The organism is Kitasatospora sp. MAA19, assembly GCF_029894125.1.
Taxonomy (GTDB): Bacteria; Actinomycetota; Actinomycetes; order Streptomycetales; family Streptomycetaceae; genus Kitasatospora.
The window spans coordinates 307160-322720 of sequence record NZ_JARXYZ010000004.1 but is presented as its reverse complement, the minus strand read 5'-3'; the positions used below and the strand labels follow the sequence as shown (position 1 = coordinate 322720).

Here is a 15561-nt window from a genome sequence, read left to right as displayed (position 1 = left end):
TCTCCCGTGCGCGTTGCCCTGCTCACCGAGGGTGCCCGGCCACCTTCCCAGCGTGGCGCCGGAGGCTGGTGCGACCGGCTGGCCGAGGGTCTGCCGGAGCACGGGTTCGAGCTGTACCTGGTGACCGGCCGGGGCGGCGCCGAGCGGCGGTCGCCCGCCTGGCGCGGGGTGCGCGAGCCGGCGCTGTGGGGGCGCCGGCCGGGCGGGCGGTCGCCGGGCGCGCTGCGCAGCCGCCAGTACGCCCGGGCGTACGAGGAGCTGGTCAGCGCGCTGGTCATGCCGGGGGAGCGGGCCGGCTTCGGGGCCGGGCTGTACCGGCTGGCCGCCCTCGCCCGGGAGGACGGCGCGCTGCCCGCCTTCCTCGCCTCCGTGCACGCCCGGCGCACCCTGGAACGGGTCTGGCGGCTGCCGGGCGCGGACACCTCGGCCGGGCGTCCGCTGGTCTGCGACGTGCTGGTCGCGGCGGACCTGCTGGAGCAGTGCCTGCGGCCGCTGTCCGCGCCCTGGTACGGCACCGGGCCCGGCGGCCTCGGCGCCGTCGACCTGTGCCACGTGGTCGGCGGCGGCCTCGCGGCGCTGCCCGCGCTGGCGGCCCGCCACCTGCACGGGGTGCCGTTCGTGGTCACCGAGCACGGCCTGCACCTGCGCGAGCAGTACCTCGGCTACCGCGCGGCGCCGTACCGGTGGCCGGTGCGGGCACTGCTGCTGGCGTTCTTCCGGGCGCTCACCGAGGAGACCTACCGGCAGGCGGCCGTGCTGACCCCCGGCAGCGTCCACGACCAGCAGTGGCAGCGCCGCTGCGGGGCCGACCCGGCGCGCACCCGGGTGGTGTACGAGGGGACGCCCGCGGTGACCCGCCCGGCGGCCGGGCCCGAGCCCGCGGTGCCGACCCTGGTGTGGGCGGGCGCGCTGGAGCCGGGGCGGGACACCGAGCTGATGCTGCACGCCTTCGCGCAGGTGCGCGCCGACCTGCCGCAGGCCCGGCTGGTGATCCACGGCGAGGAGGCCGCGCCCGGCTACCGGGCGCACTGCGCGGCGGTCGCCGAGCGGCTGGGACTGGCGGCGGCGGTGGACTTCGCCGGGCGGCCCGGCTCGCTCGCCGAGGCCTGGGCGGGCGGCACCCTGGCCGTCTTCTCCGCGCTGTCCCAGCGCAGTCCCCGGCTGCTCGCGGACGCGATGCTCAGCGGCCGGGCGGTGGTGTCCACCGATGTCGGGGTGGCCCGCGAGGTGGTCGGGCCGACCGGGCTGCTGGTGCCCGCCCGGGACCCGCGCGCGCTGGCCGGCGCCTGCCTGGCGCTGTTGCGCGACGAGGAGCGGCGGGGCCGGCTCGGGCTGGCCGGACGGCTGCGGGCGCAGGAACGCTTCGCCGTGGAGCCGGTGATCGGCGCCTTCCGGGAGATCTACCTGGAGCTGGTCTCGCAGTACCCGGCCTTCCCCGACGGCGGGGGCGGCGGCGCGGCGGGGGAGCCGCCGCGCCCGTTCGCCCGGCCCGCCGAGTACTGGCTCGCCGACGGCCGGCGCGCCGCGGAGGCCCCGGGTGGTCCGGGCGGCCCGGGCCGCCCCGGCGGTCCGGACAATCCTGGCAGTCCGGACGGTCGGGACGGCCACGCGGGCCGCGACGGGCGGGCCGGGGCCGACGGGGCCGACGGCTTGGCGGACGAGGGCGGCGACGCCGGCGCGCAAGAGCGCCCCGGCGCCCTCGCGGAGGTCGTCTGATGGCCGGCGGCGCGGCGGTGGGCGGCGCCGGGCGCCCGGTGGGCGACCCGGTCCGCGAGGTGATGGCCGAGCACCGGGCGCTGTGCGAGCGGGCCGTCGACCCCCTGGAGATCGCCGCCGGGCTGGAGGAGGCCGGGCTCGGCCCGGAGGCCGCCGCGCGCTGTCGGCACGCCGACCTGTTCTCGCTCGCCGAGGAGCTGTACGCGCGGGTGCCCCGCCGCCCGCCCGCGCCGGAGCCGCCGCGCGGCCGGGAGCGCGCCGCCGCCGTCCGGGCGACGCTGACCGCCGCCGCGCTGGCCGCGCTGCCCTGCGCGGCGGTGGTCGCGTTCGGCGCCCGCTGGACGGTGCTGCTGCCCGCCGCCGTCCCGCTGGCGCTCGCGCCCGCCCTGGCCGCGGACCCCGCGGCCGAGCCCGGCCCGCCGCACACCGGCCCCTGCCGCGCGGCGGACGGGCTGGGCCCGGCGCGGGCGCCGCGGCGGGCCGGCTCCCGGTGGCGCCCGGCGGCGCTGGGGTACGGCCTGGGCCTGGCCGCGCTGCTGCTGCTCCCGCTGGCCGCGCCGGGCGGGGACCGGCCGCTGACCGCCGCGCTGGTGCTGGCCGGGGCGGTGTCGGCCGGGGCGGCCGAGCGGGCGGCCCACTGGTCCCGGCAGGTCGGCCGCGGCCATCTCGGGGCGGCGGCCACGCTGGCCGAGTTCCGGGCCCGGATGCGGCCGGTGCTGCCGGTGGCGGTCGCCCTGCACCTGGCGGTGCTCGCGGTGCTGACCTTCGCCGCGCTGGCGGTGCTGACCGTCGTCGCGCCGCGCCCCGGGCCGGGCCACGGCGGCGGGCTGCTGCACCTGGCGGCCGAGCGGGCCGGCGCCGCGCAGTGGGCGGCGCAGGGCGTGCTGGGCCTGTTGCTGGTGCTGCCCGCGCTGCTGGCCCGCTGCGGCCGGACCGCGGCCGCCGCGGCGGGGGCGCTGGCCGGCCCCGCCGCGACCCTCGGGCTGCTCGCCCTGGGCCGTACCGGTCCGACGGCCGGGCTGCTCGGCGGCGGCGCGGTCGCCGCCGGGCTGCTGGCGTACGCCTGGGCCGTGCTCGGCCGGGCCGGCTCGCACCGCTGAGCGCCGTCCCCGTTCCTGTCTTGGTTCGTCCCGTTGTTGATTTCAGTCCGCCAGGTCGTCTCCGACCTCGCTTCGTGGAAGGACGCCCCCGATGAGGGTGCTGCTGCTGGGCGCCGACGGCTTCATCGGCCGCCGGGTCACCGATCGTCTGCTGATGGACCAGGAGTTGCAGGTGACGGTGCTCGGCCGGCGCGACTCGGCCGACATCCGCTTCGACCTGACCACCGGGAGTCCGGGTGCGCTGGCCCGGTTCCTGGACGCGGTCGCGCCGCAGGTGGTGATCAACTGTGCGGGTGCCACCTACGGCAGCTCGCGGACCCTGATCCGGTCGAACACGCTGGCCGTCGCCACCGTCTGCGAGGCGATCCGGCGCAGCCGGGAGCCGGCCCGGCTGGTGCACGTCGGCTCGGCCGCCGAGTACGGCCCGGTGCCGGGCGGGGTGCCGGTGTCGGAGCAGGCCGAGCCGCGGCCGGTCGGCCCGTACGGGGTGTCCAAGCTGGCCGGGACGGAGCTGGTGCTGGCCTCCGGCCTGGACGCGGCGGTGCTGCGGGTGTTCGACGTGGTGGGCCCGGGGGCGCCGACCGCCTCGCTGTTCGGGCGGCTCGCGGAGGGGCTGCGGCGGGCGCTGGAGCGGGACGAGGCCCAGGTGCGCATGCCGGACCTGTCCGGATACCGGGATTTCGTGGACGTGCGGGACGTCGCGCGGGCGATCCAGGCGGCGGCGGTGTCGGCCGCCACCGGGGTGATCAACATCGGCAGCGGGCATGCCGTCCGGGCCCGGGACGCCGCCCAGCTGCTGGTCCGGGCGTCCGGCTTCGAGGGGGCGATCGTCGAGGAGAACCGGCAGGTCCTGCTGCCCGCGCAGGTCGGCGGGCCGGGCGGCGACCACCTGCCCGGCCACCACCTGCCGGGCCACCGCCCGGAGGGCCGGGTCGCGGCGGGGGAGCCGGTGCCGTGGCGGCAGGCGGACGTGCGCACCGCCCGGGACCGTCTCGGCTGGCGGACACAGGTGCCGCTGGAGGAGTCGCTCGGGGACGTCTGGCTGGAGACGGCCTGCCGGGTCTGAGCGGACGCCGGAAAGCGCCCCGGGCCTGTGCCGACAGGCCCGGGGCGCTTTCCGGGGCCCGGCGGGCGGTCCCACGATCCGACGCCGCGCGTCTCGCCCGTCGGACGAGCTGTCTCGGAATACCGGAGGGGCATGACACTGTTGGCGTAAGGAGCCACCCGCGCGGCGGAGCAGCGACCCCGCCACGAGGGTGGTCCTGGCCACCTGAACAAGACACCCATCGGAGTCCCCGTGTCGTTGCCACCCCTGGTCGAGCCGGCCGACGAGCTCACCGTTGACGAGGTCCGCAGGTACTCCCGCCACCTGATCATCCCCGACGTGGGCATGGCCGGGCAGAAGCGGCTGAAGAACGCCAAGGTGCTGTGCGTCGGCGCCGGCGGCCTGGGCTCGCCCGCGCTGATGTACCTGGCCGCCGCCGGTGTCGGCACGCTGGGCATCGTCGAGTTCGACGTGGTCGACGAGTCCAACCTGCAGCGCCAGATCATCCACGGCCAGTCGGACATCGGCCGCTCCAAGGGCGAGTCGGCGCGGGACTCGGTGAAGGAGATCAACCCCTACGTCGACGTGATCCTCCACGAGGAGCGCCTCGACAACTCCAACGTCCTGGAGATCTTCTCCGGCTACGACCTGATCGTCGACGGCACCGACAACTTCGCCACCCGGTACCTGGTGAACGACGCCGCGGTGCTGCTCGGCAAGCCGTACGTGTGGGGCTCGATCTACCGCTTCGACGGCCAGGCCAGCGTGTTCTGGGCCGAGCACGGCCCCTGCTACCGCTGCCTCTACCCGGAGGCCCCGCCGCCGGGCATGGTCCCCTCCTGCGCCGAGGGCGGCGTGCTGGGCGTGCTCTGCGCGTCCATCGGCTCGATCCAGGTCACCGAGGCGATCAAGCTGCTGGCCGGCGTGGGCGACCCGCTGGTCGGCCGGCTGATGATCTACGACGCCCTGGAGATGAACTACCGCCAGGTGAAGATCCGCAAGGACCCGGACTGCGCGGTCTGCGGCGAGAGCCCGACGGTCACCGAGCTGATCGACTACGAGGCCTTCTGCGGCGTCGTGTCGGAGGAGGCGCAGGCCGCCGCCGCCGGTTCGACCATCACCTCGGCGCAGCTCAAGCAGTGGCAGGACGACAAGGAGGACATCTTCCTGGTCGACGTCCGCGAGCCCGGCGAGTACGAGATCGTCAACATCCCCGGCGCGGTGCTGATCCCGAAGAACGAGTTCCTCATGGGCGACGCCCTGGAGAAGCTGCCGCAGGACCGGAAGATCGTGCTGCACTGCAAGTCGGGCGTGCGCTCGGCCGAGGTGCTGGCCGTGGTGAAGGCGGCCGGCTTCGCCAGCGCCGTCCACCTGGGCGGCGGTGTGCTCGGCTGGGTCAACCAGATCGAGCCGCACAAGCCGGTCTACTAAGACCGACCGACACATGGTGGGCGGCGTCGCGACGCCCAGGCTGTCGCCTGGACGGCTTCTCCTCAGTCGCCGCAGCTCCGCTGCTACTCCCTCGTCGGCACCGCCCAGACTCGGCCCGGACGCCGCTCCTTCATCCACCCACCATGTGCCGGTCGGTCTGAGGCATGACACGGCGAAGGGCCCGCCTCGGCGGGCCCTTCCGCGTCTCCGGGCTCAGAGCGCGCCGCGGCGCTGCAGCATGTTGTAGGAGATCCAGCCCGGCAGCACCGGCAGCCAGAAGGTGAGCGCCCGGTAGAGGAAGACCGCCGGGGTGGCGACCGCCGGCGACACGTCCGCGACCGTCAGGGCGCCGATAAGGGCGACCTCGACCGGGCCGATGCCGCCCGGGGTGGGGATCGCCGAACCGGCCGCGTTGGCGGTCAGGAAGACCACCGCGACCGCCGAGAAGCTGACGTTGCCGCCGAAGGCCTGCACCGAGGCGTCCAGGCAGGCGGTGAAGGACAGGGTCAGCAGCAGGATGCCGCCGAAGCCGGTGACCAGCTTGCTGGGCGTCTGCATCAGGTCGAGCATCCGCGGGACGACGCCGAAGAACAGCGAGCGCAGCCGGCCCAGGACGAACCGGCGCAGCGGCGCGACCGCCGCCACCACCAGGGCGAGCACGGCGGCGGTCAGCACGCCGATGATCACCGCGCGGGAGGCGGAGAGGTCGCCGTTGGTCTGGCTGCCGGTGATCAGGCCGAAGCTGAACAGCAGCAGCAGGTGCCCGGCCAGGCCGGCCAGCTGGGAGGCGCCGACCGAGGCCACCGCCTGGCCCGAGCGGATGCCGGCCTTCTGCAGGTAGCGGGTGTTGAGCGCGATGCCGCCGATCGCGGCGGGCGCGACCAGCTTGACGAACGAGCCGGCCAGCTGGGCCGCGACGGTGCGTCGGAACGGCAGCTTCTCCGGGACGAAGCCGGTCAGGCTCATCGCGGCGGCGACGTAGCTGAAGGCGGCCGCCGCCAGGGCCACCGCGGCCCAGACCCAGTCCATCTGGGAGAGCTTGAGCTGGGCCGGCTTGATGGTGGTCAGGGCCAGGTAGGCGGCGAAGGTGAGCGCGATCACCATGATCAGGCTCTTCGGCTTCAGCCGTTCCAGCTTGGCCGGCTCCATCGGAGCCTCGGGGGCGATCTGCAGGATCTGGCCGCGGATGCGGCTCAGCAGGTCCTCGCCGGCCGCCGCGATGTCCTCCTCGGCCTGCTGCTGGGTGCGCTCGCCGGCCGCGACCTGCTCCAGCGCCCGGGCCTTGGCGGCGGCCTTGCGCTCCTTGCCGAGCCGGGTGAGGTCGATCCGGGTGGAGCGGCTCATCCCGACCGGCTGGAGCAGGGGCAGCGCCTGCGCCACGCGGTCGGCGCCGAGCACCGCGTTGGCGGTGGCGACGGCGCGCTCCGGGCCGATCCGCAGCGCGAAGGTGGTGAGCAGCTGGGCGACGTCGATGCGCAGGGTCAGGTCGGTGGCGGCGATGTCGCCGCCGGAGAGGTTGACCAGGCAGGCCGTCTTCTCGTCCACCACCAGCAGCGACTCGCCGGTCAGCCGCCGGTGGGCGATCCGGCGCTCGTGCAGCGCGGCCACCGACTCCCACAGCGAGGCCATCACCAGGTCGGTGACCTCGTCGTCGGAGAGCTCGTCCAGGATGCGGCCCTCGACCTTGCCGTAGACCAGGATCGCGGCGTCCGGGCCCAGCTCGGAGGTGGCGACCAGCTGCGGCGCGCGGGCGCCCGAGGCGGCCGCCGCGTACGCGATCAGGGCCTCCTGCTCCAGCGCCTGGCGCAGCGACTGCGGGCTGCGGCGCACCGCGACCGAGCGCAGCCGCAGCCGCCGCCAGGCCCGGTAGAAGAACCCGGAGGCCTGCTGCTCGCGGTCGATGATGTGGACGTCCAGCGGCGGGCCGCTCTGCTGGGTCACGTAGTAGCGGCGGGTGCCGCCGGGCGCGTCCGGGGCGCGGTGGGCGCTCTGCGGGGTGAAGCCGACCTTGCGCAGGCCGATCATCAGGTGCTGGCCGGTGGGCCGGATGTTCGGGGAGCCGATCGCGTACAGCGTGCCGTAGGCGACGGACCAGCCGATCAGGACGGTGAGCAGCAGCGACAGCGGGGTGGTGTAGCCGCCGAGCAGTTCGGTGATCCCGCTGAAGACCACCACCACCCACAGGGCGACCCGCCAGCGCGGTCTGCTCGACATGCCGACCGCGGTCATGTAGGCGATCACCGGGGCGAGGTAGCCGTGCACCGGGTCGGTGAGGGTGCCGTTGCTGTCCATCGGCAGCCGGGTCAGCGCGTCCCGGATGTGGTCGGAGGCGCCCTCGGCCACCCACCAGTCGATGCCCAGCGAGACGCCGTAGGCGAGCACCGAGGCGAGGACGCCGTCGGCGACCCGCAGGCCGTCGCGTTTGATCAGCCGCTCGACCGCGAAGGCCAGCGGTACGGCGAGCACCGCGACGCTGGAGAGCAGGCCGGTGATCGTGGAGAGCACCGCGGAGAAGTGCGGCGCGTTGGTGGCGATGTCCTGTTCGATGCCGGTGGTGGTCGAGGTGGCGATGCCCGCCAGCACGAAGACGGCGACTATGCCGCAGACGCCGGCCAGGAAGCGGATCAGGTCGGACGGGCGGTGCGCCCGGGCGGCGAGCAGCGGCTCGTCGACGTCCAGGTGCGGGGTGTCGTCCAGCGGGTCGTGGTAGTCCGGCAGCGGGCGCCGGGCCGGTGGCTCGCCGGCGGGGGCGGGGACGGTCGGTTCCCCGGGGGCCGCGGCGGCTTCGGCGGCTTCGGCGGGTTCCTCGGGGGCCTCGGTGGGCGCGGGGGTCTTGATCGTCAGGTCCTTGATCAGGGAGACTTCCGGGGTCGGCCCGGCTGCGGGCCCTCCACCAGGAGCCGAGGGTACGGCGGCGGCGGACTCGTCGGAGTCCTTGTCCACGCCCACGTCAGCCGTCCCGGTCATCTGGTCTTGTCCTCGTATCACCACTCACCGCCCCGAAGATGGTGGCATGCCCTGGCGCCCCGTGCTGGACAGGGGGCGGATCGGGCGCGGCGGATCGTTCGTACGGGGCCTGGGGCGCGCGCCGGTGAGGAAGAATGCCGCAGGTGACGGACGTAACAGACGACGGCCTCCCGGACGCCCTGCCATCCTTCGCCGAACTGGTGCTCGACCTGACCGAGCGGATTCCACCCGGCAGGGTGATGACCTACGGGGACGTTGCCGAGTACCTCGGCCAGGGCGGCCCCCGGCAGGTCGGCCGGGTGATGGCCCTGTACGGCGGCTCGGTCCCCTGGTGGCGGGTGATCCGCGCCGACGGCCGCTTCCTGCCCGGGCACGAGCACCGCGCCTTCGCCCACTACGGCGAGGAGGGCACCCCGCTGCGCGAGCTCGCCGACCCGCCCCGGGTCGACCTGCGGCGGGCCCGCTGGGACGGCCGGGAGCTTCCGGGGAATCCGCCGCGCGGACGGGATTGACGGGGCAGGATCGTAGGCTCGATGCGGGCGGGCCCCGGCGGGCCCGCTCGACCACGCCTCCAGCACAACCCCAGGATCCGTTCAGTGAGTTCTCCGTACCGGCTCGTGCGCAGCCCGCTCGTCCAGCCCGCCCCGCCGGTGCTGGACGAGTACCAGCGCGCCGTGGTCGAGCACGACGGCGGCCCGCTGCTGGTGCTCGCCGGCCCCGGGACGGGCAAGACCACCACGCTGGTCGAGGCGGTCGCCCGGCGGATCGAGGACGGCACCGACCCCGAGCGCATCCTCGTCCTCACCTTCAGCCGCAAGGCCGCGCTGGAGCTGCGCGACCGGATGTCCGGCCGGCTCGGCGCCTCGGCCGCGGCCGCGCAGGCCACCACCTTCCACTCCTTCTGCTACGCCCTGCTGCGCGCCCACCAGGACCCGCAGGACTACGCCGAGCCGCTGCGGCTGCTCTCCGGCCCCGAACAGGACGTCATGGTCCGCGAACTGCTGGCCGGCGGCGCCGAGGACGCCCGGCTCGGCAGTTCCCGGATCCACTGGCCGCTCGACCTGCGGGCCTGCCTGACCACCCGCGGTTTCGCCGACGAGGTCCGCGCCGTCCTCGCCCGCAGCCGCGAGCTGGGCCTCGGCGAGGCCGAACTGGAGCGCTTCGCCCAGGGTGTCCAGCGCCCCGACTGGGCCGCCGCCGCGCACTTCCTGGCCGACTACCTCGACGTGCTCGACCTGCGCGGCGTCCTCGACTACGCCGAACTCGTCCACCGGGCCGTGCTGCTCGCCGAACGCCCCGAGGTCGGCGAGGAACTGCGGCGGCGCTACGAGGTGGTGTTCGTCGACGAGTACCAGGACACCGACCCCTCCCAGGTCCGGCTGCTGCGCCAGCTGGCCGGGGACGGACGGGCGCTCGTCGCGGTCGGCGACCCCGACCAGTCGATCTACGCCTTCCGCGGCGCCGACATCAACGGCATCCTCGACTTCCCGCAGACCTTCCGCCGGGCCGACGGCGGCCCCGCCGACGTCAAGGTGCTGCGCGTCTCCCGCCGCTCCGGCGCCGTCCTGCTCGCCGCCTCCCGGGAGATCGCCCGGCGGATGCCGATGGGCCGGCTGCCCGCCGACAAGCTCGCCCAGCACCGCGCGCTGCTGCCCTCCCGCGAGGGCGGCCGGGTCGAGGTCTACACCTACCCCACCCCCGGCGCCGAACTCGACTCGATCGCCGACCTGCTGCGCCGCGCCCACCTGGAGGACGGCGTGCCCTGGGGCGAGATGGCCGTCCTCGTCCGGGCCGGCGCCCGTTCCATCCCCGGCGTCCGGCGGGCGCTCAGCGCGGCGGGCGTCCCGCTGGAGATCGACGGCGACGACCTGCCGCTGCGCGAGGAGCCGGCCGTCGCCCAGCTGCTGCTCGCCCTGCGGGTCTGCGCCGAGCAGGCCGCCCGCGACCGGCACGGCGACCCGGACACGCCCGACCCGCTCACCACCGAGCTGGCCCACGCCCTGCTCACCGGCCCGCTCGGCGGCCTCGACGGCTCCGACCTGCGCCGCCTCGGCCGCGCCCTGCGCGAGGAGGAGCGCGCCGCCCTGCGCGCCGACGGCAACCCCGCCGCCCCGCGCCCGGCCGGCGACCTCCTGCGCGAGGCCCTCGCCGAGCCCGAGCGGCTGGTCGCCCTCGACCCCGCCCACGCCCGCCGGGCCCGCGACCTCGGCACCCTGCTGCGCAAGGTCCGCGAGCGGCTGGCCGGCGGCTGCACCGCCGAGGAGGCGCTCTGGGAGCTGTGGGACGGCAGCCGCCGCTGGCGCGAGCGCCTGGAGCGGGCCGCCCTGCGCGGCGGCGCCGCCGGCCGCAACGCCGACCGCGACCTCGACGCGCTGTGCGCGCTGTTCGAGACCGCCGCCCGCGCCGAGGAGCAGGTCACCGGCCACCGCGGCGCCCTCGACCTGCTCGCCGAGCTCGACGCCCAGGACATCGCCGCCGACACCCTCACCGTGCGGGCCGTGCGCCCCGAGGCCGTCCGGCTGATGACCGCCCACCGCGCCAAGGGCCTGGAGTGGCGCCTGGTCGTCGTCGCCGGCGTCCAGGACGGCCTCTGGCCCGACCTGCGCCGTCGCGGCTCCCTGCTGGAGGCCGACCGGATCGGCCGCGACGGCCTCGCCGAACCGCTCTCCCCGGGCGCCCTGCTAGGCGAGGAACGCCGGCTCTTCTACGTCGCCGCGACCCGCGCCAGGGAGCGGCTGATCGTCACCGCCGTCAAGGCCCCCGCCGACGACGGCGACGAGCCCTCCCGCTTCCTGCGCGAGCTCTACCGCGAGGACGTCGACCCGCGCACCGGCCGGGTCGTGCGCCGCACCCCGCCGGTCACCGTCGAGGACGTCACCCACCGCCCGCGCCGCCCGCTGTCCGTCCCCGCGCTGATCGCCGAACTGCGGGCCGTCACCGTCGACCCGGCCCGCTCGCCCGAACTGCGCCGGGCCGCCGCCGAACGGCTCGCCGTCCTCGCCGCCGCCACCGACGACGAGGGCCTGCCGCTGGTGCCCGCCGCCCGCCCCGAGCGCTGGTGGGGCCTGGACGACCCCACCGCCGCCCCCGAGCCGCTGCGCAGCGCCGACCTGCCGGTACGGCTGTCCGGCAGCGGCCTGGAGCAGCTGGAGAGCTGCTCGCTGCAGTGGTTCCTGGACAAGGAGGTCAAGGCCCGCGTCGCCGGCTCCGCCGCCCAGGGCTTCGGCAACGTCGTGCACGCGCTCGCCGACGAGGTCGGCTCCGGGCGCACCCCCGCCGACCTCGCCGTCCTGATGGAACGCCTGGACACCGTCTGGGACGCGCTGGCCTTCGACGCGCCCTGGAAGTCCCAGCAGGAGAAGACCGAGGCCCGCGCCGCCCTGGAGCGCTTCCTCAACTGGCACGTGCTGGAGCGCGGCCGCGACCTGGTCGCCACCGAGCACGGCTTCGACGTCACCCTCGACGTCGGCGGCGTCTCGGTGCGCATCCGCGGCTCGATGGACCGGGTCGAGAAGGACACCGCCGGGCGCGCCTACGTGGTCGACTTCAAGACCGGCAAGCAGATCCCCACCGACAAGTCGCTGCCCGAGCACAAGCAGCTCGCCGTCTACCAGCTCGCCGTCCGCGCCGGGGCGCTCAACGAGCTGCCCGGCTTCGCCGACCGCCCCCCGGCCACCGGCGGCGCCGAACTCGTCCACCTGCGCGAGCCCGCCGCCAAGGCCGCCCAGGACGCCCCCAAGGTGCAGCGGCAGGACCCGCCGGAGGGCGAGCCGTGGATCGAGAACCTGCTCGCCGCCGCGGCCGGCAAGGTCCTCGCCGAGCGCTTCGTCCCGCAGACCGGCGGCGGCTGCGACCGCTGCGCCTTCCGCCGCAGCTGCTCCGCCCAGCGGGACGGGGCGCAACTCGTCGAGTGAAGGTTGTCCGCCGCTCCGGTTAACGTTGCGGGGTGACCGCCGTGCTCAGCCATCCCGACCAGCTCAAGGAGCTGCTGGGCATCCCGTTCAACCGGGAGCAGATGGCGGCCATCGGCGCCCCCCTGGAACCGGCCGTGATCGTGGCCGGCGCCGGCTCCGGCAAGACCACGGTGATGGCCGCCCGCGTCGTCTGGCTGGTCGGCTCCGGCGCCGTACGGCCCGAGGAGGTGCTCGGCCTCACCTTCACCAACAAGGCCGCCGGCGAGCTCGCCGAGCGGGTGCGCGCCGCCCTGCTGAGAGCCGGCGTCGCCGGGGAGGACGACGCGGAGCCGCTCGGCGAACCGGAGATCTCCACCTACCACGCCTTCGCCGGCCGGCTGCTCAAGGAGCACGGCCTGCGGATCGGCGTCGAACCCGACGTGCGGCTGCTCGCCGACGCCACCCGCTTCCAGCTCGCCGCCAAGGTGCTGCGCACCGCCCGCGGCCCGTTCCCCGCGCTCACCGGCACCTTCGCCAACCTGGTCGCCGACCTGATCGCGCTGGACGGCGAACTCGCCGAGCACCTGGTCGAACCGCACGTCCTGCGCGCCCACGACGAGGACCTGCTGGACACCCTCGCCACCGTCAAGCTCACCAACGACGACCTGCGGGCCGTGCCCGTCACCGCCCGGGCCCGGCTGGAGCTGCTGCGCCTGGTCGAGGACTACCGGCGCCGCAAGCAGGCCGCGGGACTGATGGACTTCGGCGACCAGATAGCCGCCGCCGCCCGGCTCGCCCAGCAGCGGCCCGAGGTCGGCGACCTGCTCCGCGGCCAGTTCCGGGTCGTGCTGCTCGACGAGTACCAGGACACCTCGGTCGCCCAGCGGCTGATGCTCGCCGGCCTGTTCGGCGCCGGCCCCGAAGCCGCCGGCCCCGACACCGCAGGCCCCGACGGCGCCGCCCCCGGCCACCGCGCCACCGGCCACCCCGTCACCGCCGTCGGCGACCCCTGCCAGGCGATCTACGGCTGGCGCGGCGCCTCCGTCGCCAACCTCGACGAGTTCCCCCGGCACTTCCCGAAGGCCGACGGCAGCCCCGCCGCCCGCTACGCGCTCAGCGAGAACCGCCGCAGCGGCGGGCGGCTGCTCGCCTTCGCCAACGAACTCGCCGCGCCGCTGCGGGCCATGCACGAGGGCGTCGAGGCGCTGCGCCCGGCCCCCGGCGCGGAGCGGGACGGCTTCGTACGGGCGGCGCTGCTGCCCACCCACGCCGAGGAGGTCGACTGGCTCGCCGACTCGATCGCCCACCTGGTGCGCACCGGCACCGCGCCCGGCCGGATCGCCGTGCTGTGCCGCGGCGGCGCGGCCTTCCCGGACATCCACGCGGCCCTGGTCGCCCGCGAGGTGCCGGTCGAGGTGGTGGGCCTGGGCGGACTGCTGCAACTGCCCGAGGTGGCCGACCTGGTGGCGGTCTGCGAGGTGCTCCAGGACCCGACCGCCAACGCCGCGCTGGTGCGCCTGCTGATCGGCCCGCGCTGGCGGATCGGCCCGCGCGACCTCGCCCTGCTCGGGCGCCGGGCCGCCGACCTGGTGCGCACCGACCGGCCCGAGGGCGTCGAGGCGCTGACGGCGGCCGTCGCCGAGGCCGACCCCACCGAGGTGGTCTCGCTCGCCGACGCGGTGGAGACCTTCCTCGACGCGGAGCAGCCCGACGAGCTGCCGTTCTCCGCCGAGGCCAGGGTCCGCCTCGCCCGCCTGGCCCAGGAGCTGCGCGACCTGCGCCGCTCGCTCGCCGACCCGCTGATGGACGTGCTGCACCGGGTGCTGGCCGTCACCGGCCTGGAGGTCGAACTCGCCGCCTCCCCGCAGGCGCTGGCCGCGCGGCGGCGCGAGACCCTGCACGCCTTCCTGGACGTCGCCGCCTCCTTCGCCGACCTCGACGGCGACCCGGGCCTGGCCGCCTTCCTCGGCTTCCTGCGCGCGGCCCAGGAGTACGAGCGCGGCCTGGACAGCAGCCTGCCCGGCGGCGAGGACACCGTGAAGGTGCTCACCGCGCACAAGTCCAAGGGCCTGGAGTGGGACGTCGTCGCCGTCCCCGGCCTGGTCAAGGGCGCCTTCCCGTCCGGCACCGCGCGCGAGCGCTGGACCAGTACCAAGAGGGTGCTCCCGCACGCCCTGCGCGGCGACGCGGCCACCCTGCCGGACGTGCGCGGCGGGTGGAACGGCAAGTCCATGACCGCGTTCAAGCAGCAGCTGGCCGAGCACTCCCGCACCGAGGAGCTGCGCCTGGGCTACGTCGCGTTCACCCGCCCGCGCACGCTGCTGCTGGCCTCCGGGCACTGGTGGGGGCCGAGCCAGAAGACCGTCCGCGGCCCGTCCGTCTTCCTGGAGCAGCTGCGCGAGCACTGCGACCTCCCCGGCGCCGGGGAGGTCGAGCGCTGGGCCGAGCAGCCGGAGAAGGGCGCCGAGAACCCGGCGCTGGCCGCCCCCGTCGAGCGTCCCTGGCCGCTTCCGCTGGACCCGGCCGCCCAGCACGCCCGCCGCCGGGTCGCCGCGGTGGTGCACGCCCGACTGGCCGGCGCGCCCGCCCCCGAACCCGAGCCGATGGCCGCCGAGGACCAGCGCCAGGTGGCCTCCTGGGACCGCGATCTCACCGCGCTGCTGGGCGAGTTGGAGCGTTCCCGGCGCACCGCCCGCGAGGTGCCGCTGCCCGCCGCGCTGTCCGCCACCCAGCTGTTGCGGCTGGCCGCCGACCCGGACGGCTTCGCGCACGACCTGGCCCGGCCGATGCCGCGTCCGCCGCAGCCGGCCGCCCGGCGCGGCACCCGCTTCCACGCCTGGGTGCAGTCCCGGATCGAACCGCTGCTGCTGATCGAGCCCGGCGCGCTGCCCGGCGCCGACGACGACGGCATCGAGGACGAGCAGGACCTGGAGCGGCTCAAGGAGGCGTTCCTGCGCACCCCGTACGCCCAGCGCCGGCCCCACCGGGTGGAGGCGCCGTTCCACCTGGTGCTCGGGGGGCGGGTGGTGCGCGGCCGGATCGACGCGGTCTACCGGGACGGTGACGTGTCGTCGGTAACCGGTGGCGCGTCACGCTACGAAGTGGTGGACTGGAAGACCCACCGCGAGGAGACCGCCGACCCGCTGCAGCTCGCGGTCTACCGGATCGCCTGGGCCGAGCAGGCGGGCGTTCCGCCGGAGCAGGTCACGGCGTCCTTCCTGTACGTCCGCAGCGGGCGGATCGTCCGTCCGGCAGGACTTCCCGACCGAAAAGAGTTGGAACGGCTCCTGATCGGGAACAGTGAAGAATGAGTCACGCAGAGCATTCAAGTCATCACGGCAACGCCCGAAACCTGTGCGTCATGCACGTTTCGCGCCTATTGTGGGGTCGGTAACCGGTCAACCCCCGT

Annotated in this window: 8 protein-coding genes; 7 read left to right on the top strand and 1 reads right to left on the bottom strand. The window is 75.8% G+C overall.

Translation table 11 applies throughout. The features are described from left to right. Nucleotides 1-6 precede the first annotated feature (6 nt). The 4 genes from P3T27_RS09360 to moeZ all read left to right on the top strand — a co-directional run bounded on the left by P3T27_RS09360 (nucleotide 7) and on the right by moeZ (nucleotide 5292). Nucleotides 7-1716, top strand: coding sequence for a DUF3492 domain-containing protein (locus P3T27_RS09360; protein WP_280676343.1), 1710 nt, complete (start codon nucleotides 7-9; stop codon nucleotides 1714-1716). Continuing rightward, on the top strand, nucleotides 1716-2816 hold the full coding sequence (locus P3T27_RS09355) for a hypothetical protein (RefSeq protein WP_280676341.1): 1101 nt from the start codon (nucleotides 1716-1718) through the stop codon (nucleotides 2814-2816). Before P3T27_RS09360 ends, P3T27_RS09355 begins: the two co-directional genes overlap by 1 nt. Nucleotides 2817-2907: 91 nt before the next feature. Beyond that, on the top strand, nucleotides 2908-3882 hold the full coding sequence (locus tag P3T27_RS09350) for an NAD-dependent epimerase/dehydratase family protein (RefSeq protein ID WP_280676339.1): 975 nt from the start codon (nucleotides 2908-2910) through the stop codon (nucleotides 3880-3882). A 231-nt stretch (nucleotides 3883-4113) separates the two neighbouring features. Further along, nucleotides 4114-5292: an adenylyltransferase/sulfurtransferase MoeZ gene (gene moeZ, locus P3T27_RS09345; RefSeq protein ID WP_280676337.1), complete on the top strand. Its 1179-nt coding sequence runs from the start codon at nucleotides 4114-4116 to the stop codon at nucleotides 5290-5292. Nucleotides 5293-5505: 213 nt separating this feature from the next. On the opposite strand, the gene P3T27_RS09340 is transcribed toward moeZ, so the two are convergent. Beyond that, a complete protein-coding gene (locus P3T27_RS09340; RefSeq protein ID WP_280676335.1) occupies nucleotides 5506-8259 on the bottom strand; it encodes a lysylphosphatidylglycerol synthase transmembrane domain-containing protein in 2754 nt (917 codons plus the stop codon). A 143-nt stretch (nucleotides 8260-8402) separates the two neighbouring features. Between P3T27_RS09340 and P3T27_RS09335 the strand changes: the two genes are divergently transcribed. The 3 genes from P3T27_RS09335 (at nucleotide 8403) to P3T27_RS09325 (ending at nucleotide 15463) form a co-directional block, all read left to right on the top strand. Further along, the gene (locus tag P3T27_RS09335; RefSeq protein ID WP_280676333.1) at nucleotides 8403-8771 is read left to right on the top strand and encodes an MGMT family protein; all 369 of its coding nucleotides are present in this window, start codon (nucleotides 8403-8405) and stop codon (nucleotides 8769-8771) included. A gap of 84 nt (nucleotides 8772-8855) precedes the next feature. Next, complete coding sequence (locus P3T27_RS09330) at nucleotides 8856-12173, top strand: ATP-dependent DNA helicase (protein ID WP_280676331.1); 3318 nt, start codon at nucleotides 8856-8858, stop codon at nucleotides 12171-12173. A gap of 32 nt (nucleotides 12174-12205) precedes the next feature. Further along, nucleotides 12206-15463 (top strand): ATP-dependent DNA helicase, encoded by a 3258-nt coding sequence (locus tag P3T27_RS09325; RefSeq protein WP_280676329.1) that lies wholly within the window; start codon nucleotides 12206-12208, stop codon nucleotides 15461-15463. Nucleotides 15464-15561 lie beyond the last annotated feature (98 nt).

Coding starts and splice junctions, on each gene's coding strand:
- P3T27_RS09355 (WP_280676341.1), top strand. CDS start 1,716: ATGGCCGGCGGCGCGGCGGTGGGCGGCGCCGGGCGCCCGGTGGGCGAC.
- P3T27_RS09350 (WP_280676339.1), top strand. CDS start 2,908: ATGAGGGTGCTGCTGCTGGGCGCCGACGGCTTCATCGGCCGCCGGGTC.
- P3T27_RS09340 (WP_280676335.1), bottom strand. CDS start 8,259: ATGACCGGGACGGCTGACGTGGGCGTGGACAAGGACTCCGACGAGTCC.